The organism is Leclercia sp. LSNIH8 (assembly GCF_002920195.1).
GTDB lineage: Bacteria > Pseudomonadota > Gammaproteobacteria > Enterobacterales > Enterobacteriaceae > Enterobacter.
This window is the reverse complement of the sequence record NZ_PQJY01000004.1, coordinates 281,298-306,081: the sequence shown is the minus strand read 5'-3', so window position 1 is coordinate 306,081 and position 24,784 is coordinate 281,298. Positions and strand designations below refer to the sequence as shown.

The 24,784-nt window shown below is 57.3% G+C and carries 24 protein-coding genes; 6 read left to right on the top strand and 18 right to left on the bottom strand.

Annotated features, from left to right (window positions below; translation table 11 throughout):
- Positions 1-2: 2 nt before the first annotated feature.
- From C3406_RS13505 to aspS, 3 genes are read right to left on the bottom strand one after another with little or no spacing between them, the layout of a single operon-like run.
- Complete coding sequence (locus C3406_RS13505) at positions 3-743, bottom strand: YebC/PmpR family DNA-binding transcriptional regulator (RefSeq protein WP_103180065.1); 741 nt, start codon at positions 741-743, stop codon at positions 3-5.
- 27 nt (positions 744-770) lie between these two features.
- Positions 771-1,214, bottom strand: coding sequence for a dihydroneopterin triphosphate diphosphatase (gene nudB / locus C3406_RS13500; protein WP_103180066.1), 444 nt, complete (start codon positions 1,212-1,214; stop codon positions 771-773).
- A 1-nt stretch (position 1,215) separates the two neighbouring features.
- Entirely contained in the window at positions 1,216-2,988 is a 1,773-nt protein-coding gene (aspS, locus tag C3406_RS13495; RefSeq protein ID WP_103822385.1) for an aspartate--tRNA ligase, read from the bottom strand.
- 240 nt (positions 2,989-3,228) lie between these two features.
- Between aspS and C3406_RS13490 the strand changes: the two genes are divergently transcribed.
- The 5 genes from C3406_RS13490 to cmoB are packed head-to-tail and all read left to right on the top strand — an operon-like array spanning position 3,229 to position 6,805.
- Entirely contained in the window at positions 3,229-3,795 is a 567-nt protein-coding gene (locus C3406_RS13490) for a hydrolase (RefSeq protein WP_103822386.1), read from the top strand.
- Positions 3,792-4,610, top strand: a complete 819-nt coding sequence (locus C3406_RS13485; RefSeq protein ID WP_103822387.1) for a DUF72 domain-containing protein — start codon at positions 3,792-3,794, stop codon at positions 4,608-4,610. The genes C3406_RS13490 and C3406_RS13485 overlap by 4 nt, the downstream gene beginning before the upstream one ends.
- Before the next feature lie 50 nt (positions 4,611-4,660).
- Positions 4,661-5,056 carry an MAPEG family protein gene (locus tag C3406_RS13480; RefSeq protein ID WP_103180070.1) on the top strand — a complete coding sequence of 132 codons (396 nt, stop codon included), beginning with the start codon at positions 4,661-4,663 and terminating at the stop codon, positions 5,054-5,056.
- Positions 5,057-5,096: 40 nt separating this feature from the next.
- The gene (gene cmoA, locus C3406_RS13475; protein ID WP_103822388.1) at positions 5,097-5,837 is read left to right on the top strand and encodes a carboxy-S-adenosyl-L-methionine synthase CmoA; all 741 of its coding nucleotides are present in this window, start codon (positions 5,097-5,099) and stop codon (positions 5,835-5,837) included.
- Complete coding sequence (cmoB, locus tag C3406_RS13470) at positions 5,834-6,805, top strand: tRNA 5-methoxyuridine(34)/uridine 5-oxyacetic acid(34) synthase CmoB (RefSeq protein WP_103822389.1); 972 nt, start codon at positions 5,834-5,836, stop codon at positions 6,803-6,805. Before cmoA ends, cmoB begins: the two co-directional genes overlap by 4 nt.
- A gap of 151 nt (positions 6,806-6,956) precedes the next feature.
- On the opposite strand, the gene cutC is transcribed toward cmoB, so the two are convergent.
- On the bottom strand, positions 6,957-7,700 hold the full coding sequence (gene cutC / locus C3406_RS13465) for a copper homeostasis protein CutC (RefSeq protein ID WP_103822390.1): 744 nt from the start codon (positions 7,698-7,700) through the stop codon (positions 6,957-6,959).
- An 84-nt stretch (positions 7,701-7,784) separates the two neighbouring features.
- A complete protein-coding gene (locus C3406_RS13460; RefSeq protein ID WP_103822391.1) occupies positions 7,785-8,345 on the bottom strand; it encodes a VOC family protein in 561 nt (186 codons plus the stop codon).
- Between the two features lie 174 nt (positions 8,346-8,519).
- On the opposite strand from C3406_RS13460, the gene argS reads away from it, so the two are divergent.
- The gene (argS, locus tag C3406_RS13455) at positions 8,520-10,253 is read left to right on the top strand and encodes an arginine--tRNA ligase (protein ID WP_103822392.1); all 1,734 of its coding nucleotides are present in this window, start codon (positions 8,520-8,522) and stop codon (positions 10,251-10,253) included.
- A gap of 112 nt (positions 10,254-10,365) precedes the next feature.
- On the opposite strand, the gene bglB is transcribed toward argS, so the two are convergent.
- The 13 genes from bglB to tar form a co-directional block, all read right to left on the bottom strand.
- On the bottom strand, positions 10,366-11,505 hold the full coding sequence (gene bglB, locus C3406_RS13450; protein ID WP_103822393.1) for a beta-galactosidase BglB: 1,140 nt from the start codon (positions 11,503-11,505) through the stop codon (positions 10,366-10,368).
- 4 nt (positions 11,506-11,509) lie between these two features.
- A complete protein-coding gene (locus tag C3406_RS13445) occupies positions 11,510-13,093 on the bottom strand; it encodes an MFS transporter (protein ID WP_103822394.1) in 1,584 nt (527 codons plus the stop codon).
- A 259-nt stretch (positions 13,094-13,352) separates the two neighbouring features.
- Positions 13,353-13,865, bottom strand: a complete 513-nt coding sequence (locus C3406_RS13440) for a DUF805 domain-containing protein (RefSeq protein ID WP_103822395.1) — start codon at positions 13,863-13,865, stop codon at positions 13,353-13,355.
- A gap of 42 nt (positions 13,866-13,907) precedes the next feature.
- On the bottom strand, positions 13,908-14,357 hold the full coding sequence (locus tag C3406_RS13435) for a hypothetical protein (RefSeq protein ID WP_103822396.1): 450 nt from the start codon (positions 14,355-14,357) through the stop codon (positions 13,908-13,910).
- A gap of 198 nt (positions 14,358-14,555) precedes the next feature.
- A complete protein-coding gene (gene flhE / locus C3406_RS13430) occupies positions 14,556-14,948 on the bottom strand; it encodes a flagellar protein FlhE (RefSeq protein ID WP_103822397.1) in 393 nt (130 codons plus the stop codon).
- On the bottom strand, positions 14,948-17,026 hold the full coding sequence (gene flhA / locus C3406_RS13425) for a flagellar biosynthesis protein FlhA (protein ID WP_103822398.1): 2,079 nt from the start codon (positions 17,024-17,026) through the stop codon (positions 14,948-14,950). The genes flhE and flhA overlap by 1 nt, the downstream gene beginning before the upstream one ends.
- Complete coding sequence (flhB, locus tag C3406_RS13420) at positions 17,019-18,167, bottom strand: flagellar biosynthesis protein FlhB (protein WP_103822515.1); 1,149 nt, start codon at positions 18,165-18,167, stop codon at positions 17,019-17,021. Before flhB ends, flhA begins: the two co-directional genes overlap by 8 nt.
- 273 nt (positions 18,168-18,440) lie before the next feature.
- Entirely contained in the window at positions 18,441-19,085 is a 645-nt protein-coding gene (cheZ, locus tag C3406_RS13415; RefSeq protein ID WP_103822399.1) for a protein phosphatase CheZ, read from the bottom strand.
- A gap of 10 nt (positions 19,086-19,095) precedes the next feature.
- Complete coding sequence (cheY, locus tag C3406_RS13410; RefSeq protein ID WP_032611971.1) at positions 19,096-19,485, bottom strand: chemotaxis response regulator CheY; 390 nt, start codon at positions 19,483-19,485, stop codon at positions 19,096-19,098.
- A 16-nt stretch (positions 19,486-19,501) separates the two neighbouring features.
- Positions 19,502-20,551, bottom strand: a complete 1,050-nt coding sequence (locus tag C3406_RS13405) for a protein-glutamate methylesterase/protein-glutamine glutaminase (RefSeq protein ID WP_103822400.1) — start codon at positions 20,549-20,551, stop codon at positions 19,502-19,504.
- Positions 20,548-21,414, bottom strand: coding sequence for a protein-glutamate O-methyltransferase CheR (cheR, locus tag C3406_RS13400; RefSeq protein WP_103822401.1), 867 nt, complete (start codon positions 21,412-21,414; stop codon positions 20,548-20,550). Before cheR ends, C3406_RS13405 begins: the two co-directional genes overlap by 4 nt.
- A 19-nt stretch (positions 21,415-21,433) precedes the next feature.
- Positions 21,434-23,035, bottom strand: coding sequence for a methyl-accepting chemotaxis protein IV (gene tap, locus C3406_RS13395; RefSeq protein ID WP_103822402.1), 1,602 nt, complete (start codon positions 23,033-23,035; stop codon positions 21,434-21,436).
- 44 nt (positions 23,036-23,079) lie between these two features.
- The gene (gene tar / locus C3406_RS13390) at positions 23,080-24,735 is read right to left on the bottom strand and encodes a methyl-accepting chemotaxis protein II (protein ID WP_103822403.1); all 1,656 of its coding nucleotides are present in this window, start codon (positions 24,733-24,735) and stop codon (positions 23,080-23,082) included.
- Positions 24,736-24,784 lie beyond the last annotated feature (49 nt).

Here is a 24,784-nt window from a genome sequence, read left to right as displayed (position 1 = left end):
CATTACAGCGTAGCCGCAACCTCGTCGGAGATTTCACCGTTGTGGTAGACTTCCTGCACATCGTCGCAATCTTCGAGCATATCGATCAGACGCAGCAGTTTTGGTGCGGTTTCCGCATCCATGTCCGCTTTGGTGGACGGGATCATGGAGACTTCAGCCGCGTCGGCTTTCAGGCCCGCCGCTTCCAGTGCATCACGCACCGCGCCCATCTCTTCCCATGCGGTATAGACGTCAATCGCGCCGTCGTCATAGGTCACCACATCTTCAGCACCGGCTTCCAGCGCCGCTTCCATGATCACATCTTCGTCGCCTTTCTCGAAGGAGATGACGCCTTTTTTGCTGAACAGGTAGGCAACGGAACCGTCGGTACCCAGGTTGCCACCGGTTTTGCTGAAGGCATGACGCACTTCCGCCACGGTACGGTTACGGTTGTCGGACAGACATTCAACCATGACCGCTGTACCGCCAGGACCGTAACCTTCATAAATGATGGTTTCCATGTTCGCGTCTTCATCGCCGCCTACGCCACGGGCGATAGCACGGTTCAGGGTGTCGCGGGTCATGTTGTTGCTCAGCGCTTTATCGATCGCTGCGCGCAGACGCGGGTTGGAACCGGCATCGCCGCCACCCAGACGGGCTGCGGTGACCAGCTCGCGAATGATTTTGGTAAAGATCTTACCGCGTTTGGCATCCTGTGCCGCTTTGCGGTGTTTGGTGTTGGCCCACTTACTATGACCTGCCATAAAAATATCCTCAAAGAGCGCGCCCTTTCAGGCGGCGTTAATTACAAATTCTTCAATCGCCTGCCGGTTGCTCCACGACTTGGTTAACGCCGCAGCTTCGGTCGCATTAACCCAGCGGTAGGTCAAATGTTCGGTGAACACGATCTCCCGTTCGTGGGGAAGCGCAAGGCAGAACCAGGATTCTGTATTGCGTTCAGTCCCCGGCGCATAGCGATGACGTAAATGACTAAAAATTTCAAACTCCACCGTGCGCTGACAGTCCTTCAGGGTCAGTTGCTCGCGAGCAACGTCAATGGTGACCTCTTCCTTTACTTCGCGCGCGGCGGCCTGCAACGCGGTTTCTCCCTCCTCCAGGCTGCCGGTTACCGACTGCCAGAAAGCGGGATCGTCGCGTCGCTGCAACATGAGCACCCGCTTCGTGTCTTCTGCATAAATGATCACTAACACGGAAACGGGAAGCTTATATGCCATATCAGTTTTTCTCTTCCTTTTTCACCACTTCGATACCCAGCTCGCTCAGGGCGGTTGGGTTAGCAAAGCTTGGCGCTTCGGTCATCAGACACGCCGCGGCGGTGGTTTTCGGGAAGGCGATAACATCACGAATGTTGTCGGTACCGGTCAGCAGCATGGTCAGGCGATCCAGACCAAAGGCCAGGCCCGCGTGCGGCGGAGTACCGTACTTCAGCGCGTCCAGCAGGAAGCCAAACTTCTCGCGCTGCTCTTGTTCGTTAATGCCCAGAATACCAAACACGGTCTGCTGCATTTCACCGCTGTAGATACGCACGGAACCGCCACCCACTTCGTAGCCGTTGATGACCATATCGTAGGCATTCGCCACAGCCTCTTCCGGCGCCGCTTTCAGCTCTGCCGCGCTCATATCTTTCGGCGAGGTGAACGGGTGATGCATAGCGGTCAGGCCGCCTTCGCCGTCGTCTTCAAACATTGGGAAGTCGATAACCCACAGCGGCGCCCATTTAGCTTCGTCGGTCAGGTTCAGATCTTTACCCAACTTCAGACGCAGTGCGCCCATTGAATCGGCAACCACTTTCTTGTTGTCTGCCCCGAAGAAGATCATGTCGCCGTCCTGGGCTTCGGTGCGCGCCAGGATGGATTCGACAATCTCAGCATTCAGGAATTTCGCCACCGGGCTGGTGATGCCTTCGATGCCTTTCGCGCGCTCGGTGACTTTGATGTAAGCCAGGCCTTTCGCGCCATAAATCTTGATGAAGTTACCGTAGTCGTCGATCTGCTTACGGCTCAGGCTCGCACCGCCCGGTACGCGCAGGGCAGCCACGCGGCCTTTCGGATCGTTAGCCGGGCCGGAGAAGACCGCAAACTCAACGCCTTTCACCAGGTCGGCAACATCTACCAGCTCCATTGGGTTACGCAGGTCGGGCTTGTCAGAGCCGTAGCGGCGCTCGGCTTCGGCGAAGGTCATGATCGGGAAGTCGCCCAGATCCACGCCCTTCACGTCCAGCCACAGGCTGCGCACCAGCGCTTCCATCACTTCACGCACCTGCTCGGCAGTCATGAAGGAGGTCTCGACGTCGATCTGGGTAAATTCTGGCTGACGGTCAGCGCGCAGGTCTTCGTCACGGAAGCATTTGACGATCTGATAGTAGCGGTCGAAACCGGACATCATCAGCAGCTGTTTGAACAGCTGAGGAGACTGTGGCAGCGCGTAGAATTTGCCCTTATGGACGCGGGATGGCACGAGGTAGTCGCGCGCGCCTTCCGGGGTCGCTTTGGTCAGCATCGGGGTTTCGATATCGAGGAAACCGTGATCGTCCATAAAGCGGCGCACCAGGCTGGTGATTTTCGCGCGGGTTTTCAGGCGTTCGGCCATTTCCGGGCGACGCAGATCGAGGTAGCGATATTTCAGACGCGCTTCTTCGGTATTGACGTGGTTGAAATCCAGCGGCAGCGATTCTGAACGGTTGATGATGGTCAGATCGGTCGCCAGCACTTCGATTTCGCCGGTCGCCATGTCGCTGTTGATGTTTTTCTCGTCACGCGCACGCACGGTACCGGTCACCTGGATGCAGAACTCGTTACGCAGTTCAGCTGCCAGCTTTAACGCATCGGCGCGGTCTGGATCGAAAAACACCTGCACGATGCCTTCACGGTCGCGCATATCGATAAAGATAAGGCTGCCAAGATCACGACGACGGTTGACCCAACCACACAAGGTCACCTGCTGTCCGACGTGGGACTGACGCAGCTGCCCGCAATATTCTGTACGCATGAGATATCCCTTAACTTAGCCGCAGGCTACTATGTCGCAGCTTTTTGTATGTCAAACTGGATGAAAAAAGGCGGCTATTATACTGGAAATTCCGCCAGACGATAAGAGAGAAGCGCGCCATGCGCGCGTTTGCTGCTCGCATCTTGCATATTCTCACAAAATTTAACAAAAATATCAGACCTGGAACAGGCTGGCTCAGCGTAAGGTATTAGCATGGCTCACTATTTAACAGGAAAAACCATGTTCACACTCGACGCTGCCCGTACCGCCCTTGTGGTGATTGATTTACAGGAAGGGATCCTGCCCTTTGCCGGTGGCCCGCATACCGCTCAGGATGTGGTCAGCCGCAGTGCACGTCTGGCGGAAAAATGCCGCACCAGCGGCTCGCCGGTGGTGATGGTCCGCGTGGGCTGGTCCGCTGATTTCGCCGAGGCGCTGAAGCAGCCGGTAGATGCACAAGCCCCTGCCCATGCTCTGCCGGAAAACTGGTGGGACTACCCGCTGTCACTGGGTAAGCAAGAGAGCGATATCGAAGTGACCAAGCGCCAGTGGGGCGCGTTTTACGGCACCGATCTTGAGTTACAGCTGCGTCGTCGCGGCATCGATACGATCATTCTGTGTGGGATCTCCACCAATATTGGCGTCGAATCCACCGCCCGCAACGCCTGGGAGCTGGGCTTTAACCTGGTGATCGCCGAAGATGCCTGCAGCGCAGCCTCGGCCGAGCAGCACCTCGGCAGTATGACGAATATCTTCCCGCGTATTGGCCGGGTACGCAGCACCGAAGAGATAATCAACGCACTATGATCTATCTGGGGTTACCCCAATGGTCGCACCCGAAATGGGTGCGGCTGGGCATAACGGGTCTTGAAGAGTACGCCCGCCACTTTAATTGTGTGGAGGGTAACACCACGCTCTATGCCCTGCCTAAACCTGAAGTGGTGGCGCGCTGGCGAGAGCAGACCAGCGACGACTTTCGTTTCTGCTTTAAATTCCCGGCCACCATCTCCCATCAGGCTGCGCTGCGTAACTGTGACGATTTAACCGCAGAATTTTTTACCCGCCTGTCGCCGCTGGCCAACCGCATCGGCCAGTACTGGGTGCAGCTCCCCGCCACCTTTGGCCCACGCGATCTGCCCGCGCTATGGCAGTTTCTTGATGCCCTGCCCCGGGAGTTCACTTATGGCGTTGAGGTTCGTCATCCTGAGTTCTTCATGAAAGGCGAGGCGGAGAAAGCGCTTAACCGCGGTCTGCATGAGCGCGGCGTCAATCGCACCATTCTCGACAGCCGCCCGGTTCACGCCGCCGTGCCGCACAACGAGGCCATCATCGATGCCCAGCGTAAAAAACCGAAGGTACCGGTTCATGCGGTGATGACCGCCAGCAATCCAATGGTGCGTTTTATCGGCAGCGACAACATGCCGCAAAACCAGGCGCTGTTTGCTGTCTGGTTACAGACCCTGGCGAAGTGGGAACAGACCGCCACGCCGTATCTTTTTTTGCATACCCCTGATATCGCCCAGGCGCCGCAACTGGTCGATGCTCTCTGGCACGCCTTGCAGGCCGTGGCGCCGTCCATTGGCGACGCTCCCACGATCCCGCAACAATCTTCTCTTTTCTGAGCTCACCCCCTATCATAGAAGTGCCATCTGCCAAAAAACAGGGAGTTTGTATGGTTTGCGCGCTGTATGCGGTACTGGGTGCGTTACTGTTAATCAAGTTTTCGTTCGATATTGCGCGCCTGCGGATGTTGTACCGCGTCTCTTATGGCGACGGAGGTTTCTCTGAGTTGCAAACCGCAATCCGCATTCATGGCAATGCGGTGGAGTATCTCCCGGCGGCACTGATCTTGCTGTTATTTATGGAAATGAATGGCGCGGAGACCTGGATGGTGCACGTCTGCGGCCTGCTGCTGATCCTTGGACGCCTGATGCACTACTATGGTCTCCATCAGCGCCTGTTCCGCTGGCGCCGCTCCGGCATGAGCGCGACCTGGTGTTCGCTTGTGCTAATGGTGCTGGCTAATCTGTGGTATATGCCCTGGGAGTTGGTTTTCTCCCTGCATTAGCGCACAATACGCCCCTTTATTTATCCCGGATTTTTACGTTATGTCAGATCGCGACACGCTTTTTTCTGCGCCTATCGCCAGTCTGGGCGACTGGACCTTTGATGAACGGGTGGCTGAAGTCTTCCCGGATATGATCCAGCGCTCGGTCCCCGGCTACTCTAATATCATCTCCATGATCGGCATGCTGGCGGAACGTTTTGTTCAGCCGGACACGCAGGTCTACGATCTGGGATGTTCGCTGGGCGCAGCCACGCTGTCGGTTCGTCGTAATATTAAGCACGACGGTTGCAAGATTATCGCTGTGGACAACTCACCGGCCATGGTCGAACGCTGCCGCCGCCATATTGACGCCTGGAAAGCCCCGACCCCGGTAGAAGTGGTCGAAGGCGATATTCGCCATATCGAGATTAAAAACGCCTCGATGGTGGTGCTGAATTTTACCCTGCAATTCCTGGTGCCCGAAGACCGTCAGCTGTTGCTGGACAAAATTTATCAGGGGCTGAACCCTGGCGGCGCTCTGGTGCTTTCGGAAAAATTCAGTTTCGAAGATGCCACCGTCGGCGAACTGCTGTTCAACATGCACCACGATTTCAAACGTGCCAACGGCTACAGCGAGCTGGAGATCAGCCAGAAGCGCAGCATGCTGGAAAATGTGATGCTGACCGATTCGGTTGAGACCCACAAAGCCCGACTGCACAAAGCCGGATTCGCGCACAGCGAGCTGTGGTTCCAGTGCTTCAACTTTGGCTCACTGGTGGCGCTGAAAGGCGGTAACGCATGATTGATTTCGGTAACTTTTATCAGCTGATTGCCAAAAACCACCTCTCCCACTGGCTGGAAACCCTGCCCGCGCAGATCGCCGCCTGGCAGCGTGAATCCCTGCACGGCCAGTTTAAGCAGTGGAAAAATGCGGTGGAATTTCTGCCGGAAATGACGCCCTATAAGCTCGACCTGCTGCACAGCGTTACCGCCGAGAGCGAACAACCGCTGAGCGAAGGCCAGATGCTGCGTCTCGAAAACCTGATGCGCAACCTGATGCCGTGGCGCAAAGGGCCGTTTTCTCTCTACGGCATGCAGATCGACACCGAATGGCGTTCAGACTGGAAGTGGGAGCGCGTGCTGCCGCACCTCTCTGATTTAACCGGACGCACCATTCTGGATGTCGGCTGCGGCAGCGGCTATCACATGTGGCGTATGATTGGCGCAGGCGCCCATCTGGCGGTAGGCATCGACCCGACCCAGCTGTTCCTCTGCCAGTTCGAAGCGGTGCGCAAACTGCTGGGCAACGACCAGCGCGCGCACCTGCTGCCGCTGGGGATTGAGCAACTCCCGGCGCTGGCGGCGTTCGACACCGTCTTCTCGATGGGCGTGCTCTACCATCGCCGCTCTCCGCTGGAACACCTCTGGCAGCTGAAAGATCAGCTGGTCAACGGCGGTGAGCTGGTGCTGGAGACGCTGGTGGTGGAAGGGGATGAGAACACCGTGCTGGTGCCAGGGGATCGCTATGCCCAGATGCGTAACGTCTACTTTATTCCGTCGGCGCTGGCGCTGAAAAACTGGCTGGCGAAGTGCGGTTTTGTCGATATCCGCATCGCGGATGTCTGCCCTACCACTACCGACGAACAGCGCCGTACCGAGTGGATGACCACCGAATCTCTGGCCGAGTTCCTCGATCCGAATGACAGCAGCAAAACGATTGAAGGTTATCCAGCCCCGGTCCGCGCGGTGTTGATTGCCACTAAGCCGTGATTTTTGCCGGGTGGCGGCTTCGCCTTACCCGGCCTACAAAAACGGTGCCGTGTCGCCGGAAAATGCATAAAAAAAGACCCCTGTTGAAATTGCAGGGGCCTGGTACAAACAAGCATCATATTGGGCGACATGATGCGCGGTAAAAACTGTTTTAGCGACAATACCTTTCAATTATCGCCTTCATCTCTGCAACCGACTCTCCCTCGACGCCGTAGCGGGAATATTCATCCGCGTCGGCATCCGTCGACATCGACAAGCCGGTGTTGCGATAGCGCATGGGTGACGGCAACCACTTGCCTGCCGAGCTGTGCAACTCTTCCACCCCTGCCTGTAAAAACGTCTCCAGATTGGCGGCACGAACGCCAGCACCCGCCATTATTATTGGAACACCTGATTGCGCTTTTAGTTCCTTAATTAATGAAATACCTTTTTCTGCGGAGGCGTGTTGACCCGAAGTCAACACACGCGCAACCCCCAGTTCCGCGAGGTTTTCAAAGGCTTGCCGTGGATTTACGCACATATCGAAGGCGCGATGAAAAGTTATCGCCATCCCCTCTGCGGCGGCCATAATCTGGCGCATGCGCGGCATATCGATATGGCCGTCCTCATCGAGCAGACCGGTCACCAGCCCCGGAAAACCCAGCTCCTTGACGAGGGCGATATCCTCCAGCATGGCGTTAAATTCGCCGCTGCTGTAGCAAAAGTCCCCGCCGCGGGGGCGAATAATCGGGTGAACCGGAATGCTCACCGCCTGACGCACCGATTTCAGCACCCCATAAGAGGGGGTCAGCCCGCCCTCTTTCGGGGCGGCACAGAGTTCGATGCGATCGGCGCCATGCCCCTGCGCGGTCACGGCGCACTCCATGCTGTAACAACAGATCTCCAGCAATGCCACGAAGCCTCCTTATAGCCTGTTGGGTTTTGCATCATGCCATGCCGCCTTCCCCGCGACACAGCGTCACCTCACAACTCTTTCGCTTTATTGTTCACTGGCGTCAATCTCTTCGATTGTCCAGGGGTGAAACTTCACCGTCACGCTGCCGTCGGTAACCGCCAGGGTCGGGTTTGGCAGGCGCTCGCGCTCCCCTTTTGGCGAGCTGGTTTTCACAAAAATGCCCGGCTGACTTAAGCCCTCATCAGAGAGCAGCGCCAGGGCGCGGGCATTCAGGGTTTCCGGGTCGCCGGGCAGGACAATCTCGATATGCTCCCAGCCTTCGTGGGGGTAGCGTTTTTCACCCGGCCACGGCAGTTCAACCACCGTAAAGCGCCAGTGGGCGACGCAGACGGGTTCATGCAGCTTAAAGAGACAGATAGGACGACCATTGATGATGTTTTCCGAGAGCAGTTCGCCGCACTGCTCAAACCCGCGCCGCCAGCGCTCCGCAGTGGCATTCTGATGGCAGCGCAGGGAGATGTGGTCCGCCGCGAGCGGAGCGATATCCAGACCCAGGCGGGCGGAAAGCGCCGCAAAGGCGTTAGTGAAACGCGGTAAATCGGCTGCAATGTCCTGCAGGTCGTCAATAGATTGCCAGTTCGCCATCATCAGTACTCTTATCGTCATGCAAAAGCGTTAATTTACTCTGTTGCTGGCCTGCGACCAACCGCTGTTTTGAGCCAGTGCTGACGGCAACGGGCAATTGCAGTATACTCCCGGCCTAAATTCGTTAACGGGCGCGGCAACGTGATGCGCGCGTCAAAAATGTAAGGTATCCCGGTGAATATTCAGGCTCTTCTCTCAGAAAAAGTCAGTCAGGCACTGATTGCTGCAGGCGCACCTGCAGACTGTGAACCGCAGGTTCGTCAGTCCGCGAAAGTACAGTTTGGCGACTATCAGGCCAATGGCGTGATGGCCGTAGCGAAAAAACTGGGCATGGCGCCACGACAACTCGCAGAGCAGGTTCTGTCCCATCTGGATCTCAGCGGTATTGCCAGCAAAACCGAAATCGCCGGACCGGGCTTTATCAACATTTTCCTCGATCCTGCCTTCCTGGCGCAGAACGTCGATGCCGCGTTGCAGTCCGATCGTCTGGGTGTGGCGCAGCCGCAGCCTCAGACCATCGTCGTTGACTACTCTGCCCCGAACGTGGCGAAAGAGATGCACGTCGGCCATCTGCGCTCCACCATCATCGGTGATGCCGCGGTGCGCACCCTGGAGTTCCTCGGCCACAACGTGATCCGCGCGAACCACGTCGGCGACTGGGGCACCCAGTTCGGGATGCTGATCGCCTGGCTGGAAAAGCAGCAGCAGGAAAATGCCGGTGAAATGGCCCTGGCAGACCTCGAAGGCTTCTACCGCGATGCGAAAAAGCACTACGACGAAGATGAAGCCTTTGCCGAGCGCGCCCGTAGCTACGTAGTGAAACTGCAGGGCGGCGATGCCTATTTCCTTGAGATGTGGCGCAAGCTGGTGGACATCACCATGTCCCAGAACCAGATCACCTATGACCGCCTGAACGTCACCCTGACCCGTAAGGACGTGATGGGTGAAAGCCTCTATAACCCAATGCTGGCCGGTATCGTGGCCGATCTGAAGGCCAAAGGCCTGGCGGTCGAAAGCGAAGGCGCGACGGTGGTGTTCCTTGATGAGTACAAAAACAAGGAAGGCGAACCGATGGGCGTCATCATCCAGAAAAAGGATGGCGGCTTCCTCTACACCACCACCGATATCGCCTGCGCGAAATACCGCTATGAAACCCTGCATGCTGATCGCGTCCTCTATTACATCGACTCCCGTCAGCACCAGCACCTGATGCAGGCGTGGACCATCGTGCGTAAAGCGGGCTATGTACCGGATTCCGTGCCGCTGGAGCACCACATGTTCGGCATGATGCTGGGTAAAGATGGCAAGCCGTTTAAAACCCGTGCGGGCGGTACCGTGAAGCTGGCGGATCTGCTGGACGAGGCGCTGGAGCGTGCCCGTCGTCTGGTAGCGGAGAAAAACCCGGATATGCCTGCCGATGAGCTGGAAAAACTGGCCAACGCTGTCGGTATCGGTGCGGTGAAATACGCGGATCTCTCCAAGAACCGGACCACCGACTACGTTTTCGACTGGGATAACATGCTGGCGTTCGAAGGTAACACCGCACCGTACATGCAGTATGCCTATACCCGCGTATTGTCCGTGTTCCGTAAGGCTGAGATCGACGAAAGCATGCTGGCAAAGGCTCAGGTGACCATCAGCGAAGATCGCGAAGCGCAGCTGGCGGCGCGCCTGCTGCAGTTTGAAGAGACGCTCTCCGTGGTCGCCCGCGACGGCACCCCGCACGTGATGTGTGCCTACCTGTACGATCTGGCGGGCCTGTTCTCCGGTTTCTACGAGCACTGCCCTATCCTCTCTGCCGAGAGCGAAGCGGTACGCAACAGCCGCCTGAAGCTGGCGCAGCTGACGGCGAAGACCCTGAAGCTGGGTCTGGATACCCTGGGTATCGAAACCGTAGAACGTATGTAACATCGGTGCCCGGTTAATGCCTGATGGCGCTTCGCTTATCAGGCCTACAAAAACCGGTTATCGAAATAACAAAAAACCCGGTGCAAGCCGGGTTTTTTGTTTGTAACAGTGGTCAAAAATACTTGCGCAGATACTCCGTCAGACAGAGGATTGCCATCGCCTGACCATACGGCATTGAGGTCAACGGGATCTGGCGATAGAACGCCAGATCGCTGCCCATGCCGGTACCGAACGAGGTTTGCAGCAGTTCACCTTCCGGGGAGATGTTCTTCACGATCCCGCGAATGGCTCTCTCCGCCACCTCCGCATATTCGGCCCCCACATAGCGCTTGCGTACCGCCTTCAGGATCCCGTAGCTGAACCCGGCGGTGGCCGAGGCCTCCAGATAGGAGTTGGGATCGTCCAGCAACGTATGCCACAGGCCGCTCTCATCCTGACACTTCGCCAGGGCGGCAATCTGCGCGTTCAGCACTTGCACCAGATAGCGGCGCACGGCGTTGTTCTCCGGCAGATCCACCAGCTCAAGGAAATCCGGAATAACGATCGTCAGCCAGCTGTTGCCGCGCGCCCAGCGGGCGTTGGCAAAGTTGTGGTGGCCGTCGTAGTTCCAGCCGTGGAACCAGAGCCCGGTCTCCCGATCCATCAGATTCTGCACGTGCAGCAGGAACTGATAGACCGCCTCCTCCACATATTCGGGTTTATTGAGCAGTTTACCAATCTTCGCCAGCGGCAGGACGGTCATCATCAGGGTGTCGTCCCACATCTGCTGGTGGTTCTCCTCCGCCAGGGTGATGTGCTGCATACCGCCGTGCTCGGTGCGCGGCATCTCGTTCATCGCCCACTCCGCCCAGCTCTCCAGCCATGGCAACCAGGCCGGGTTGCGCGTCTCTTCATAGCGATATGCAAGGGTCAAAAACGGCGACATGGTGTTGACGTTTTTGGTGGTGGCCCCTTCGGCAAAGCGATCGGCAAACCAGCTGTCGATGATATCGCGCATCGCTTCATCCCCGGTCTGGCAGTAATACTGCCAGATACCGTAGAGACCGACCCCGTGAGTCCACTCCCAGCCCGCCCAGCCTTTGGTGTCGATTACCCGCCCGTCGTCCAGCCGCAGTAAAAACTCGCCGGTTTTATCGTGAATGTTCACCAGGTTATGCGTCACGTTTTGGATCAGCGTTTTCAGTTCATCTCTGGCGATAAAACGCTCTGGCTGACGCAGTAACGGGCTATGTTTGACAGGCCAAACCTTCATAATCTTAACCTCTGTTGTATGTCGAATTCAGTGGAGCACGTTCTTTCAGGGACGGTGCAGCGGGTTTATTGCGGTTCAGATAGCCGATGTTGTTGTTTCCCCACAGGCAGTCGTACGGCATACCGGCCAGCATCTCAACCGTGGCGCGGGCCTGCGGCGTGGCAGCCTCCGGCATCGCGCGGCCAGACTCACGCATTTTGACCGTCTCTTCACGCAGCGTACTGTGCGTCTGTAAATTCAGCTTAAAGCGCAATGACACCAGGAAGCCGCAGGTCAGCACCAGGATAGTGCCCACGCTCAGGATCATCAGAATGGTGTGGCTTACCCCTTCCGGCTGCACCTTCTGGCCGCTGACAAAGCCAGACATCTGCATCACAATCCCTACCAGCATGATGGCTCCCGCCTGGGACGCTTTACGGGTCAGCGTCATGATCCCGGCGAAGATCCCCTCGCGGCGCTGGCCGGTGATGACTTCATCTACGTCAGCGATATAGGTGTAGGTGTTCCACGGCACATAGTTGATCCCACCGCGGCCCAGACCCGCCAGAGCAGAGACCAGCAGCAACAGCGCGTAGATATCGCTCATACCGGCGTAATACAAACCGGCATAGGAGAGCGACGCCAGACCGAAAAGCACCACCACCATGCGGTACGACGGCGCCGGTCCAAAACGGATGCAGAGCGGAATCATGGCGATAACGGCCAGGAACTGGAAGATAGCCATGGTGCCCAGCAGATTCGAGGCCATAGAGGCTTCCTGCATCAGCACAAAGACCACGTAGTAGGTAAAGACGGCGTTGAACACATCCTGGGCGATGTAGCCCCCAAGGTACATCCCCAGGTGCTGGCGGAAGATTTTGATCCGCAGGGTAGAGCTCAGCTCAACGAACAGACGGTTCAGGCTCTGGCCGAGTGTCAGTTTTTTCTTCTCCTCTTCGGCGCGCAGCGCAGCTTCGCTCCACTCTTCACGCGGACGCTCCCAGGTGAAGAACCAGACGAAGGTCAGCATCAGGGCGCAGAGCACCGAGAAGACCAGGCTGGCATAGAAGAAGGAGATGGCGTTGTCTTTACCGAAGTGGGTTAACAGAATACCCGGCAGGAACGAGGCCAGAATCGCTGACATCTGGGCCATGGAGATACGCGCGCCGGAGAACTTGGTTTTCTGTTTGAAATCGTCGGTCATCTCCGGCACCAGCGTTTCGTACGGGACCAGGATCATGGTGTAGACGATATCGAAGATCAGATAGGTCAGCAGGTAGTACCAGAAGCCCATATCGCCGACCCACATCAGCGAGTAGCTGAAGACGCAGGGAATGCCGAGCAGAATAAAGAACTTGCGGCGGCCAAAGCGTTTGCCAAGCCAGGTGGTGCCAAAGTTATCGGTCAGGAAGCCCATCAGCGGACTGACGACGGCATCCAGAACCCTTGCCGCCGCAAAGATGAAGGTGGCCTCAATCGGCGTGAGGCCACAGAAGGTAGTGTAGAAATACAATAGCCAGGCAGCTGTCAGCGCTGTGGTCCCTGCCCCGAGAAAATCACCCGATCCGTAAGCAAGATAGTTCGCGAGTCCAATTTTACGTGTTTTCATTACCGTCGACCCTGTAAGTTTTAGATGACTCCCGGTTAACGCGACGCTAACGGGAGTGACTAGACGGTTACAGTAAGAGTATCGCTTACGGGATACCTTTCTGTTTCTGCCACCGCCAGGCGGCAACTGGCAAAAATGCAAAGAGAATTACTACGCGTGTCACTGTTTTATAAAACAGCGTTTCTTTTGCTTCAAAAGGAGGGGTCAGTTTTGCGAGCCAGTCATCAGAATGGCCTGATAACTGGCGAAAAAGCGATCACTAAACGGTCTGTTCAGACGATTGTGTCGGTAAGCAGCAAAGCCAGAGAATAGAGATAGCCGCTAATACATTTAGCGTAATAGTGATGAACGCTGTCACCTGCTCTGCAGAGTGATTATCTACCGGGATAAGCATAACCTGATGAATACCCGTCAGAATGAGCGGCAGGATCAGCAGAATGAAGAGTAGCGCCCCGCCAAACCACCACCCCGATTTTCCTGCATCGTGCATTCGGCGGACACCCAGCGAGACGACTGGTACGAGTAAGATTACCGGGGTAAGCGCCCTGAGCGGAAGCCAGACAAACCAGGCCCACACCAGTATCATTCCCCCGCGACCGGTACGATCGGCAATCAATACTATGAGAAAGAAATAACTCAGTGCGGCAACAAAGAGAATAATCGCTACATTAATGACGATAAATAACCAAAACTCTCTTCTTGTCGCTCGCCCCTTATAGACGAACGCCTTTTTCCAGCCGTCGAAATAACAATCCTTAATACTTTTATGCATACCTTCATCCTTTTAAAACACTATCCCTGAGTGATTAAAGCATTACTTATTTAATTTTCCTGAGATGATTATCGAACAGACCTTTAGCGACTCTGAAACCAGCAATAAAAATAGCGCCACCGCGACGTTCCCCGGATTAATCCATTTCATAATCCAGGGTAAAAAGGTGAGAGACGGCACAACCACCAGCAGGCGCAAGGGGGTCTGCGCAGCGACCAGGTAGCCGACCTTATTCCATGCGGTAAGGAGAAACAGAGCAGAAAACACAATGGACAGGGTTGTTATCATTGACAAAACAAAGAGAATAAGGAGCCAGTAGCTGCCACCCTGTTCTGAATAAAGCGCGCTAAAATTGATAATATCATCAACGAAAGGAATACGCCCCTGGGTACTACTCTTCCAGACATAGGTGGCCAGATATAAAACATCCATAACCCCCCAAAACAGGCATACTTGCCGAAAGCTCAATTTCATACCTGCTCCCTTTTGCATTATTGCGTTCCATCATTGATATGTATATCACATTATCTCAGCGCGTAGAGTATATTCTCCGGTTATTGACTTCCAGAGATATTCTCTTAATGAAAAGAGCGAGGGAAAAATTAACAGGGCAAGAACAGCAGGAAAAATAACGAAGCCTGCTGAACGACACCTCCATTCCGTTCGGACGAACGGAATGGAGTCAGAGGGTTAGCGGTAGTTCACAATCACTTCGTTACGCTGGACCTTCAGGGCCGGGATAAGGCGACCGCCGCCAGGGACTTCCCAGATAAAGCGCAGCGGCTCGACGGCGGGCACGTTGTTGAACGCATGGGTCGTGCCGCTGGCCCCGTCCAGTTCGGTACAGCGCGTCTGGGAACAGAGCCGCACCCGCAGCCCGGCAGGGGTCGGGCCGTTGAGTTCATAGCGCCAGGCCACCAGAGTCATCAGGCCCGATACCGGCTGCTGCGCCGACAGCGGGCGTGACGAAGCCGCCACGCCACGGTGGGTAAGGGTCAGGCCGATACTGCTGGCCTGCCATGCCCCCTCCCCTGCGGCCTGCGCCATCAGCGGCAGGGCCAGTAACCAGAGTAATTTACGCATTATTGGCCTCCGATGGTGGCGGTCATGCGGATATGTCGGTTGTCCGACAGCTCCATATTCGACAGCACGACCAGCTGCGACAGGCTGCGGCGCAGGAAGCGCGAGAGCAGCGGACGCAGGGCATGATTCACCAGCAGCACCGGCGGTGCTCCCAGCATCTCCTGACGCTGCAACGCCTCCTGGGTTTGCGCCAGCAGACGATCCGCCAGCCCCGGCTCCAGCCCGCCGCCGCCCTGCAACGCCTGCAGCAGCAGACGCTCAAGCGGCGTGTCGAGTCCAATGACCTGCACCTCGCCGGTACCCGGGAACCACTGCTGGGTGATGGCGCGGCCTAACGCCACGCGCACCACCGCCGTCAGCTCGTGCGGATCGTTCTGCAGCGGCGCATGCTCGGCCAGGGTTTCCAGAATGGTGCGCATATCGCGGATCGGCACCTTCTCGTCGAGCAGGTTCTGCAGCACCTTGTGCAGCGTGGTCAGGGTCAGGACACCCGGCACCAGATCTTCGGTGAGCTTCGGCATCTCCTGAGTGACACGATCCAGCAGCTGCTGCGCCTCCTGGCGGCCGAACAGCTCTGCGGAGAACTGACCAATCAGGTGGTTAAGGTGAGTTGCCACGACGGTACTGGCTTCCACCACGGTATAGCCCTGGATCTGCGCCTGCTCTTTGAGGGCACTTTCGATCCAGATAGCGGCCAGGCCAAAGGCCGGGTCGATGGTTTGTTCACCCGGCAGCGTACCCGCCGCGGTGCCAGGGTTAATGGCCAGCCAGCGCCCCGGATAGGCGTCTCCGCTGCCGATCTCCACCCCTTTCATCAGAATGCGATAGCGCGCAGGAGGCAGATCCATGTTGTCGCGGATATGCACCACCGGCGGCAGGAAGCCCATGTCCTGGGCGAATTTTTTACGAATACTGCGGATACGTCCCAGCAGTTCGCCATCCTGCTGGAAATCGACCATCGGGATCAGGCGGTAGCCGACTTCCATGCCCAGCGAATCTTCCAGCTGGACGTCGTTCCAGGTGGCTTCCACTGCCTGGGTGTTTTCCGGCATTTTAACGGGTGCAGGTTCAGCCTTCGGTTTAGATTCACGCCCGCGCAGCCACCAGGCCAGCCCCAGCAGCGCGCCGGTAAACAGCAGGAAGACGAAGTTCGGCATGCCCGGCACCAGGCCCAGCAGCCCCAGTACCGCAGCAGAGAGCATCAGCACGTTCGGGTTGTTGAACAGCTGCCCGACCATCTGCTCGCCGACATCCTGATCGGTGGCGACGCGGGTTACGATCACGCCGGCTGCGGTGGAGATCACCAGCGCCGGGATCTGGGCGACCAGGCCGTCACCGATGGTCAGCAACGTATAACTTTCTGCCGCATGGCCCATGTCCATCCCGTGTTGCAGTACCCCAACCAGCAGGCCGCCGACCACGTTGATGACCATGATCAGAATACCGGCGATGGCATCGCCGCGAACGAACTTACTCGCACCGTCCATCGAGCCGTAGAAGTCCGCTTCCTGGGTCACTTCGGCACGGCGTTTTTTTGCTTCATCTTCGCCAATCAGACCGGCATTAAGATCGGCGTCAATCGCCATCTGTTTACCCGGCATCCCGTCCAGGACGAAACGCGCGCCCACTTCTGCGATACGCCCCGCACCTTTGGTGATAACCATGAAGTTGATGATCACGAGGATGATAAACACCACGATCCCGATGGCGAAGTTACCGCCGACCAGGAAGTGGCCAAAGGCCTCAACCACCTTACCTGCCGCCGCGCCGCCGGTATGTCCTTCCATCAGAATGATACGGGTGGAGGCCACGTTCAGCGCCAGACGCAGCAGCGTAGTGAAGAGCAGGATGGTCGGAAACGCGGCGAACTCCAGGGTGCGCTGGGTGAACATCGCCACCAGCAGCACCATAATGGAGAGCGCAATATTGAATGTGAAAAGCAGGTCGAGGATGAATGCCGGCAACGGCAACACCATCATCGACAGGATTAGCAGGATGAGGATCGGCCCGGCAAGGATCTGCCATTGAGTCGATTTCAGGTTGCCGGGGAGGCGCAACATTGCCACCAGATTAGCCATCAGAGTCCTTCTCGTTCATAAAATCCAGCGCGGCAGGCACCGGGAGATTCTCAGGTTTAACAGGCCGTTGACCACCGGCCAGACGCCAGCGCTTCAATTGCCATACCCACGCCAGCACTTCCGCCACAGCGGCATAGAGCTGGCCCGGGATCTGCTGTCCTATTTCCGCATGCCGGTAGAGCGCACGCGCCAGTGGCGGCGCTTCCAGCATCGGGATACGGTTTTCATTACCAATTTCACGGATACGCAGCGCGATAAGCCCCGCCCCTTTTGCCACCACTTTAGGCGCGCTCATTTTGTCTTCGTCATATTGCAGCGCAACGGAGTAGTGGGTTGGGTTGGTGACAATCACATCCGCTCTCGGTACATCTTCCATCATCCGGCGACGTGCGGCGGCACGCTGCATCTGGCGGATACGCCCTTTAACGTGCGGGTCACCTTCCATCTGCTTATGTTCATCCCGGATGTCCTGGCGGGACATGCGCAGTTTTTTAATGTGGCTGTAGATCTGGAAGAAGACGTCAAATCCAACCATCGGGATAATCGAGAGCACCACCAGCAGCGAACAGAGCCCCACCAGATTGAGCGCGTTGCGCATGGCGGTAAATGGCGACTCGCTGATCAGGCGCATCATCTCCGGCCAGTTATGCCAGATAAAAAATCCCGCCACGCTGCCCATCAGCGTCGCTTTCATCAACGCCTTCAGCAGTTCGGCGGCGGTCTGCGCGGAGAACATTCTCGCGATGCCGGGCAAGGGGTTCAGCTTGGAGAATTTAAACTGCAGCGATTTCCCGCTGAACACCAGCCCGCCCAGCATCACCGGCGATACGATAGCCACCAGCACCACGCCGGTGATTAACGGCAGCAGCGCGACCATCGCGCTTTTGATCAGCAGGATAATCTGGCTGAGGATCAGGTTAGGGTCGTTGACCATGCTGTGATCGAAGCGCAACCCGGCCGAGAGCATACCAGCCAGTCTGCGGGCAAGGGACTCCCCGCCTATCCAGATAATGCACACGCCAACCAATAAAATCAGCAGCGAGGTGAGTTCTCGGGATCGGGGTATTTGCCCGTCCTCACGCGCTTTTTCAAGTCGGTGGGGTGTGGGGGCTTCTGTTTTGTCGTCGCTGTCTTCTGCCACGGCAAGCATCTCGCAGGTAGAGGTCTGGACGATATGATGCCAAAGCCGCGCCTGACCAATGCGTTAATTAGGGGCGTGAAAAGGGCTGATTTAGGGCTTTCGGTTGCGACAGGGAAAACGAGGGAAAAAAACGCCACCTTTACAAGTGGCGTTTTTGCCTGGCGGCGCTTCGCTTGCACAGGCCTACCGGGACCGCACAATATGATGATATTGCAGGTTTTGTAGGCCGGGTAAGCGCAGCGCCACCCGGCAATGCCAGCAAAACGCAGGTTATCAGAACCCTAAGCTGTCCAGCAGGTCGTCCACCTGATCCTGGCTTGCCACGACACCGGCTTTGGTGGTGTCGAGCTGGGGGCCATTCAGCAGGCTTTCGTTTTCGCGTTGTGGACGTGCGGAAGGTTCCGGCATGTTCTCCAGCAGCACCATTAACAACTGACGCTCAATCTCCTGGATCACATCCATCATGCGCTTGATCACCTGACCAGTAAGGTCCTGGAAATCCTGCGCCATCATGATGTCCAGCAGCTGGGCGTTAGTGAAGCTGGTATGGTCCGGTACCGCTTTCAGGTAGTGACGAGTATCGGTCACCAGTTCGCGGGCGTCGGAGAGTTCGATCGGATTTTCGAACCAGTCGTCCCAGCGTTTGGTCAGCGCTTTTGCGCCCTTTTCCATCTCGTCCTGATGCGGCTGCGACGCTTCAACACTGTTCAGCGCACGCTCTGCCGCCTGGGCAGTCATCTGTACAACATAATCCAGACGGTCGCGGGCATCGGGAATCGCTTCCGCCGCTTCCGCAATCGCCTGATCCAGGCCCAGCTCACGCAGGCTGTCGCGCAACATACGCGTCAGGCTGCCGATGCGGGCAATTATGTCGCCGGGTGAATGCTCATCCGTGGGTTTAATCGAAGGCTGCATCATCTCCCGTACCTCACATGCCGAGTTTCTCGAAGATCTTACCGAGTTTTTCTTCCAGGGTTGCCGCGGTGAATGGCTTCACCACATATCCGCTTGCGCCAGCCTGTGCCGCAGCAATGATGTTCTCTTTCTTCGCTTCAGCCGTCACCATCAACACAGGCATAGAGGCCATCGCAGCATTCGCACGAATGGTTTTCAGCAGTTCCAGACCATCCATGTTCGGCATGTTCCAGTCAGAAATAACAAAACCAAAGCCGCCGGCATTCAGTTTGTTCAGCGCATCAACGCCGTCTTCTGCTTCTTCTACGTTATTAAAACCCAGCTCTTTCAGCAGGTTGCGCACGATGCGACGCATGGTGGAAAAGTCATCCACAACCAAAAACTTGAGCTCTTTGTCCGCCATAAAACTACACTCCTCGTTAAATACGTATTGCCTGTCCGGCACTGATTTTCGCCAGCATCTGCTGACTAACCTGACTAAGATCGACCACTTCGCTGACGCCACCCATATTGATGGCCTCGCGCGGCATGCCGAACACCACACAACTTGCTTCATTCTGCGCGATGGTCCAGGCGCCAGCCTGGTGCATCGCCAGCATTCCGGCGGCGCCATCGTTGCCCATCCCCGTCAGGATCACCCCAACGGCGTTGCGCCCCGCGTGTTTCGCCACCGAATGAAACAGCACATCCACCGACGGACGGTGCCGGTTAACCGGCGGCCCGTCATGAATTTTGATTTGATAGTTAGCGCCGCTGCGCGCCAGCTCCATATGCTTGTCGCCCGGGGCGATATAGGCATGCCCCGGCAGAACGCGTTCGCCATCTTCCGCCTCTTTCACGCTGATCTGACACAGCTTGTTCAGACGCTCCGCAAACGAGCGGGTAAAGCCTGGCGGCATATGCTGAGTGATCAGAATACCGGGGCTTGAGAGCGGCAATGGCTGGAGTACATGACGAATTGCCTCTGTTCCGCCGGTAGAGGCGCCGATAACCAGCAGCTTTTCCGAGCTCAGCAGCGGACCGGCTTTCAGGGTAGTCGGGGCCGCCAGCGGCTTATGCGTGGCAACCCGCGCCCTGGCCGCGGTACGAATTTTTTCCGCGATCATCTCGCTATACGACAGCATCCCCTCGCGAATGCCGAGCTGCGGTTTGGTGACGAAATCCACCGCCCCCAGCTCCAGCGCCCGCAGGGTGATTTCGGACCCTTTGCCAGTCAGTGAAGAGACCATCACCACCGGCATCGGCCGCAGACGCATTAACTTCTCGAGGAAATCGATGCCGTCCATGCGCGGCATTTCGACATCCAGGGTCAGCACGTCCGGGTTATATTTTTTGATTAAATCCCGGGCGACCAACGGATCGGGCGCCGTCGCCACCATCTCCATGTCGCTGTGGCTGTTGATAATCTCGGTCATGATCTGGCGCATTAACGCCGAATCATCAACTGACAAAACCCTGATTTTACTCATGCTTTATCCTTACTGAGCGCATATACCGTCTGGCCACGCAGGCTAAACTCGCGCACAAGATTGCTGAAGTTCTCCGAGTGCCCGGCAAACAGTAAACCGTCAGGTTTGAGCAACGGAACAAAGCGGCGCAGGATCTCCTGCTGCGTCGTTTTGTCGAAATAGATCATCACGTTACGACAGAAAATGGCGTCAAAAGGCCCCGCCACGTTGTACTGCTTCTCCAGCAGGTTGACCATGGAGAACTCCACCGCATTTGCCAGTTCGCTACGCACCCGCACCAGCCCTTCGTGCGGACCGGTGCCGCGCATGAAGTAGCGCTGAAGCTGCTGGGGTGACAGCGTTTTTAGCTCCTCCTGGCGATAGATCCCACTCTGCGCTTTTTGCAGCACCTCGGTATCTATATCGCTGGCGATCACCTTCCAGCGGCCCGGGGCGGTACCCAGCGTGTCGGCCAGGGTGATGGCGAGCGAGTAAGGCTCTTCCCCGGTCGACGCCGCCGCGCTCCAGACGCGATACTCACCGCTGCGGCGGCAGGCATGCTCCGCCAGCACCGGGAAGTGGTGTGCTTCCCGGAAAAAGGCGGTCAGGTTGGTGGTCAGGGAGTTGATAAACGCCTGCCATTCCGCGCTGTTTGGGTTGGCTTCCAGCATCCCCAGATAGCGACCAAAATCATCCAGTCCGAGCGTGCGCAGGCGACGCACAAGGCGGTTGTAGACCATGTCCCGCTTGTGATCGGCCAGCACTATCCCCGCGCGCTGGTAGATTAACTGACATATCCGACGGAAATGCGCATCGGACAGCGCAAGGCGCTGTGTCATCTGTAACAATAATGACGATTGCCCTGAGGGCAGTGGTGATGTCATAGCGCCTTCTTAATCACATTCAGGTTCCGACTGGTACGGTCTGCGACCGCCCGACTTCTGTTACTGCTTCAACACGTTCATTGACATTAAATACAGCCACCAGCGAGGTAAGGTGATCCGCCTGGCCCGCTAACTGATCGGTGGCTGCCGCCGCTTCTTCTACCAGCGCGGCGTTCTGCTGAGTCACCTGATCCATCTGACTTACCGCCTGCGCTACCTGCTCAATACCGCGGCGCTGTTCATCGGATGCGGAGGCGATTTCGCCCATAATGTCGTTAACCCGGGTGACCGAGCTGACGATCTCGGTCATGGTTTTCGCCGCCGTATCCACCAGCTCCGAACCCTGCTGAACGCGGGACACCGACTCTTCAATCAGCACCTTAATCTCTTTCGCCGCGTTGGCGCTGCGGCTCGCCAGGTTACGCACCTCGCCGGCCACCACCGCAAAGCCACGACCCTGCTCGCCCGCGCGGGCGGCTTCGACCGCGGCGTTCAGCGCCAGGATATTGGTCTGGAACGCGATGCCGTCGATCACGCTGATGATGTCGCCAATTTTCTGCGAACTGGCGGCGATCTCATTCATGGTGTTCGCCACGTGGGACGCCTGTTCGCCCCCCTTCTTCGCCGTCTGCGCCGCGCTCTTCGCCAGACCAGAAGCCTGGCGGGCGTTGTCGGCGTTCTGCCCGACGGTGGCGGTCAACTGCTCCATGCTGGCGGCCGTTTGCGCCAGCGATGCCGCCTGCTGCTCGGTACGCGAAGAGAGATCGTTATTGCCCTCGGCAATTTCGGCGATCCCGGTATGCATGGCGTAGCTGCCCTGACGCACCTCGGATACCGTCTCACGCAGCGAGCCCTGCATCGCCTTCAGGCTGGCGAAAATGGCCGAAATTTCATTTTTGCCGTATACCGCCACCGGCCGCGCCAGATCGCCTTTGGCAATGCTGTCGAAATGGCTGCTGATAATCGCCAGCGGCTGGACAATCATCTTGCGCGACCAGAACAGCGCGGCGCTGGTCAGTACCACCGCCAGCACAATCATGGTGGCGAAAATCACGCCGGACATGTGGTAGCTGTTGCGGCTGTCATTCCCCGCCGCCTGCACAAAGTTGTTGATCTCCTGCTGCCAGGCGTCGGTGCTGGCGTCAAATGCCGCCTGCGATTCCTGCACCGGCGCGGTCAGAAAATCTGACAGCTGGTTGTTCTCAAGCCACGTCGCCTGGTGCTCCAGATCGCCATACCACTGGCTGAACGCACCCTGCATCGCTTTTTTCAGCTCTGCATCCTTCGCGCTAATCGCCGCCTGGCCGCTAAAGGCTTTGAGCAGGCCATCCGCCTGCTTCAGGCTACCGCGCGCGGTCACCATCAGCGCCTTGATGTCATCGGGCGGATAGCTCAGGGCGGTTAAGGTGCCCGCTTTATTCAGCGCCGTGCTGGCCTGCAACAAGACTGCCCGGCTCTGGGTAAGCAGTTCACGCTGCTGATTACTGCCCTGCATCTCCTGTAAATTTTGATAACCATCGCGAAAAGCCCAAAATGACAAGCCATTACTGCCAACCTGCAACACCCCACAGAGAATCAAAATCAAAAACAGGGTGGTCGAGATACGAATACGATTTAACATCCACGCTCCCATTTAGCGGCCAGCAGCCGCGATTTAACGTACAATCAAAATGTTTCCCAGTTCTCATCTTTCCCGGTTGCCACTGCGCGTACATATGCCGGTGCGTTAACCGGCGAGGCCGGTTGCGGGCTGACGCGCGATGAAACCGTGCTTGCAGGTCCAGAGTTAAGACGAAACGCCGAGACGGCCATCTTCAGACGGCTCGCCTGCTCTTCCAGTTGCGCCGCAGCAGCTGCGGACTCCTGAACCAGCGAGGCGTTTTGTTGTGTGACGCGATCCATTTCCGATACCGCCAGGGCCACCTGGTCGATACCACGGCTCTGCTCATCGGAAGCGGAGGCGATTTCCCCCATAATGTCCGTGACGCGGGTAACGGCATTCACGATGTCATTCATGGTTTCGCCCGCGCTCTCCACCAGCACCGAGCCGGTGTCGACGCGTGCGACAGAGTCTTCAATCAGGGCTTTAATCTCTTTGGCCGCGTTGGCGCTGCGGCTGGCGAGGTTACGCACTTCACCGGCGACCACCGCAAAGCCACGCCCCTGCTCACCGGCACGCGCCGCTTCCACCGCGGCGTTCAGCGCCAGGATATTGGTCTGGAAGGCGATACCGTCGATGACGCTGATAATGTCGGCGATCTTCTTCGAGCTTCCGGCGATGTCGTGCATGGTTTTCACCACGCCATCCACCACCTTGCCGCCGCGCTGGGCGGTTTCCGAGGCGCTGTTCGCCAGCTGTGAGGCCTGGCGGGCGTTGTCGGCATTCTGCTTCACGGTGGCGGTGAGCTGCTCCATGCTTGCCGCGGTCTCTTCCAGCGCCGACGCCTGTTGCTCGGTGCGGGAGGAGAGGTCGTTGTTACCCAGCGCGATTTCGCTGGTGCCGGTGTAGATGGCCTCCGAGCCCTGACGCACGTTCGCCACCGTCTCGCTCAGGGAGCGCTGCATGTGGTCAACGCTGATGGCCAGCTGGGTGATTTCGCTGCGCCCGGTGATGGTCAGGGACTGGGTCAGATCGCCGCTGGCAATGTGACGGATATGGTCGATGACACGGTTTAACGGGTTAAGCAGGGTATGGCGAATGCCGTACCAGACCCCCACCAGCACGATCGCCAGGGCGAGCGCCAGGATCCCCATCTGCCATTTGGCGAAGGTGTAATCCTTCACGCTGGCATTAAACGCCGCCTGGTTACGCGCGTCGGATGCGGTAACGTAATCCCGCAGAGCGGTCCCCAGCGCGTTCTGTTTTGACTGGGTTGCCTGGGCGAAATAGGCCTCCATGTTGCCGTTATCAAGGAACTGGATCAGTTCAGTGAGCGCCGCAGCATAGTCCCGGTATGTCTCATTGATGGTCTGGCTCACCAGCTCCATCGACGGCTGTGGAGGAATGGCGCTGTAAGCCTTGAAGTGTTTATCCGCTTCCGCAAGCGTAGTGCGGGCGCTGTTCATCAGTTCCGTTTGTGGCTTAGCGGGATCGGTCACCATACGTGCGGAGGCGCGGCTCAGGTTGATGCGCGTTTGCAACAGATAATCCCAGGTGGAGGTGATTTCACTTTGTTGAACCCGGAATTCGTTCGAAACCGCAAAACTGTCCTGGTTGGCTTTAATGGAAGAGAAAAACAGACTACCGGAGACGAGCTGCAACAGAGCGAAGACAGCCAGCACCAACATCAGCATTGTCACAACGCGCATACGGTTCAACATACAACACCTTCTCATTGTTTTGTTCTCGGTGTTATCGGCACAACTGAGA